This window comes from Brevundimonas sp. EAKA (genome assembly GCF_000698025.1).
Classification (GTDB): domain Bacteria; phylum Pseudomonadota; class Alphaproteobacteria; order Caulobacterales; family Caulobacteraceae; genus Brevundimonas; species Brevundimonas mediterranea_A.
On sequence record NZ_JMQR01000214.1, the window covers coordinates 1 to 2,720 of the forward strand.

Below are 2,720 nucleotides of genomic sequence, written 5' to 3' on the forward strand. Positions count from 1 at the left end.
GCACTCCGGTCTTGTGCCCGCGCTACCCCTACCACTCCGGCGGCCCTGTCCCCTGAGGCCCTTACCGCCCCCGGCCCGACCGAGGCCGAGCTGGACCAGATCCTGACCCTGGGCGCCCGCACCCCCGATCACGGCAAGCTCTTCCCCTGGCGGTTCGTGGTCCTGGGCCCGCTCAGCCGCGCCCGGATCGCCGAACAACTGGCCGTCCTGGCCGAGACCCGCGACAAGCCGGCCAAGGACCAGGCGGTCCTGGCCAAGCTGACCGCCGCCCCCCTCACCATCCTGGTCGTCTCGACGCCCGTCCCCGCCGCCAAGCCGGTCTGGGAGCAACAGCTGTCGGCCGGCGCCGTCTGCATGAACCTGGAACACGCGGCCGGCGCCTTCGGCTATTCGTCCAGCTGGATCACCGACTGGTACAGCTACGACCCCCAGGCTGTGGCTCTGTTCGGCCTGACCGAGGGCGAAGCCGTCGCCGGCTTCATCCACATCGGAACCCTGACCGAACCCGCCCTGGAACGCCCCCGGCCGGACATGGCCGCCAGGGTCACGCGCCTGCCGTGATAGGCGTCATCCTCCGACAAGCCGCGTAGCGGCGCAGATCGGAGGCCCCAGCGGCGGATAGGCCCGCACACGGATACGGAAGATCCGCTGCACCCGCGCGATATAGCTGCCCACCGCCGCATACATGAAGCCCGAGAACAACGGCGCCGCACCGATGCTCAGCAAACTGTCCACGGGATGGACCCATGACCCGTGCGCGGTCTTGAACAGCTCCATGATCGTCCCCGCCACATGGAACAGGAAGATCACCCGCGCCTCCTCCCAGCTCTCCAGCCTGAAGGCCAGCATCGCCGCCTGGATCACCACCGCCACGACCCCAGAAAGTCGTAGCGCGAGATCAGCGCCCCCTCCGGCCAGAACATGAAGGTGCCCAGGATCAAGGCCAGCATCAGCCCCCGAACAGACACGGCCACCCCTGCTTCAGCCCGAACCAGAGGAACTCGTAGGCGTAACGACGCGGGCGGGATCGATCGGCCCAGGTCTCGGCGCGTGTGAGGAGGCGTCGGCCCCAAGCCTCGAGGGGAAGGCGGTGGGATCGGGGCATGGATTGGGCTTGGTGTGAATCCAATGGGCGCACTTAAACGGCTCTCCGTGGTATCCAACAAGGACGCGACCACGCCTTGGTCATAGGGGGAGCATCAGTGAAAAAACAAGCAACACCAAATCCCCGAGAAAACGAAAAGAAGCGCCATCACTTCATCCCCATCACTTACCTCGAAGGATTCACCAATCATCAAGGAAGGGTTGAGGTGTACTTCGCGGACAAAGGAGGTTCTCCACAACCTATCGCACCCGCACAGATCGCATTCAGAAAATTCTATTACTCTCAACCGACTCCAGAAGGAGGTAGAGACAATAATATTCTGGAGGACCTCTTTAGCTCTGAGGTCGAACAGTTCTGGCCGTCAGCCCGTGAAGCGGCTCGCAAAGACGGTATTGACCCTAAAGCGTGGTCGCACCTCTATCTTATGGTCGCGTCGTTACGAGCACGCGTGCCGGCAACGCGAGAGCTCATTGAAAGCGCGCTAGCCGCCCAAGTCAGAGGCATAACTGCTAAATTGGATCGTGAAGGTCGGCTTCCGCCTACACCTGACGGACTGGAAGACATTTGGTCGAAGATCGATGTGAGCATCGACCCTCATCAGTCTATCCATGCAATGCCAGCAATATTACAAAGTACCAACTCAGTTATTATGGATTTAGGGTTTGAAGTCCTGCACAATCGTACGTCTACACCCTTCATCACAAGCGACAACCCGGTTTGCTTTTACGATCCTAGACAACCGAATACAAAACAGTTGCCTTACAACCTCGACCGCAAGCCGGTGCGTGCAGAACTTCAGTTTCCCATAGATTCTTGGACGATGCTGCGCGGGAAGACAGCTCTAAAATCCCATCAGGGATCGCAGGGACCGTTTTCTCGGACCATCACGGATGAAAGCGTTGTGCGCCGATTCAACCGATGCACAGCTCGTTACGCTTACCGGATGTCATTTGCATGCGACCGAAGCTCCGACAGCATGATCGCCCGATTTGCAGATCACTCGCCCGTACTCCGGTCAGACTGGGTTAGAGTCGAAGGTGGTGATCTTTTCTGGATGCAGACAGAATTTGGACCTCGGCCCACCTTGCCTAAGTGGAGAGATAACTAACGCTAAATAGCATCTGAGATGGCATCACCCCCGCCCGCGATAGGTCGGCACGCCCTGATCCGGCAGCCACAGCCCCTCCGGCGCCACGCCCGTCTGCCAGAAGACGTCGATCGGAATCCCGCCGCGCGGATACCAGTACCCCCCGATCCTCAGCCACTTCGGCGCCAGCAGGTCCGCCAGGCGCCGGCCGATGGCGACGGTGCAGTCCTCGTGGAAGGCGCCGTGGTTGCGGAAACTGGTCAGGTACAGTTTCAGGCTCTTGGACTCGACCAGCCAGTCGCCCGGCGCATAGTCGATGACGATATGGGCGAAGTCCGGCTGGCCCGTCACCGGGCACAGGCTGGTGAACTCGGGCGCCGTGAACCGGGCCAGATACAGCGTATCCGCATGGGGGTTCGGCACCCGCTCAAGCACGGCCGTCTCGGGGCTGGTCGGGGCGGCGGTCTGGGCGCCGAGCTGGCTGGGGTTGTCGGGGGAGGGGGTCTGGCTCTTATACACAACTGACGC

Annotated in this window: 3 protein-coding genes and 1 pseudogene; 2 read left to right on the forward strand and 2 right to left on the reverse strand. The window is 61.6% G+C overall.

What is annotated here, in order from left to right; genetic code table 11:
• On the forward strand, positions 1 to 561 hold a 561-nt coding region (locus ER13_RS16860), incomplete at its 5' end, for a nitroreductase (RefSeq protein ID WP_052005179.1).
• Between the two features lie 72 nt (positions 562 to 633).
• Here ER13_RS16860 and ER13_RS16865 read toward each other — a convergent pair.
• A pseudogene (locus tag ER13_RS16865) lies at positions 634 to 1,105 on the reverse strand (DUF817 family protein); the annotation flags it as partial.
• Between the two features lie 97 nt (positions 1,106 to 1,202).
• Between ER13_RS16865 and ER13_RS18110 the strand changes: the two are divergent.
• Positions 1,203 to 2,213: a DUF4238 domain-containing protein gene (locus tag ER13_RS18110; RefSeq protein WP_197019816.1), complete on the forward strand. Its 1,011-nt coding sequence runs from the start codon at positions 1,203 to 1,205 to the stop codon at positions 2,211 to 2,213.
• Positions 2,214 to 2,237: 24 nt separating this feature from the next.
• Here the strand turns inward: ER13_RS18110 and queF are convergent, their stop codons facing one another.
• Positions 2,238 to 2,711 carry a preQ(1) synthase gene (queF, locus tag ER13_RS16870; protein ID WP_035311176.1) on the reverse strand — a complete coding sequence of 158 codons (474 nt, stop codon included), beginning with the start codon at positions 2,709 to 2,711 and terminating at the stop codon, positions 2,238 to 2,240.
• Positions 2,712 to 2,720 lie beyond the last annotated feature (9 nt).